The following is a 415-nucleotide window of genomic DNA, read 5'->3' on the forward strand; positions in this document are numbered from 1 at the left end:
GGTCGTGCCCCATACTCTATGGAGTTTTTCAAGTTCGCTGAACCCACGAAGCATGTTGCAGATACAATAATTACAGCTCGCGCTGTTAAGTAATTTTTTAGCTCGGTTTGGTCCACAGTGGACTGAACCTTTAATTTCTTTATAGGAATTTTTTAAGATGGCAAAAGCAAAGTTTGAACGCGTAAAACCGCACGTAAACGTAGGTACAATCGGCCACGTTGACCACGGTAAAACAACCCTAACTGCAGCAATCACTAACGTACTTGCAAAAGTATACGGCGGTGTTGCTAAAGATTTAGCATCAATCGATAACTCTCAAGAAGAGCGCGAGCGTGGAATCACAATCTCAACTTCACACGTTGAGTAAGATACAACTACTCGTCAGTACGCACACCTAGACTGTCCACGTCACGCC

1 pseudogene is annotated in these 415 nt (G+C 43.9%); it reads left to right on the top strand.

Going from position 1 to position 415, the window contains the following annotated elements:
- Positions 1–157 precede the first annotated feature (157 nt).
- A pseudogene (locus tag CWB85_RS22425) lies at positions 158–364 on the top strand (GTP-binding protein); the annotation flags it as partial.
- Positions 365–415 lie beyond the last annotated feature (51 nt).

It is taken from the genome of Pseudoalteromonas sp. S1727 (assembly GCF_005886375.1).
In the GTDB taxonomy this organism is placed as follows: domain Bacteria; phylum Pseudomonadota; class Gammaproteobacteria; order Enterobacterales; family Alteromonadaceae; genus Pseudoalteromonas; species Pseudoalteromonas haloplanktis.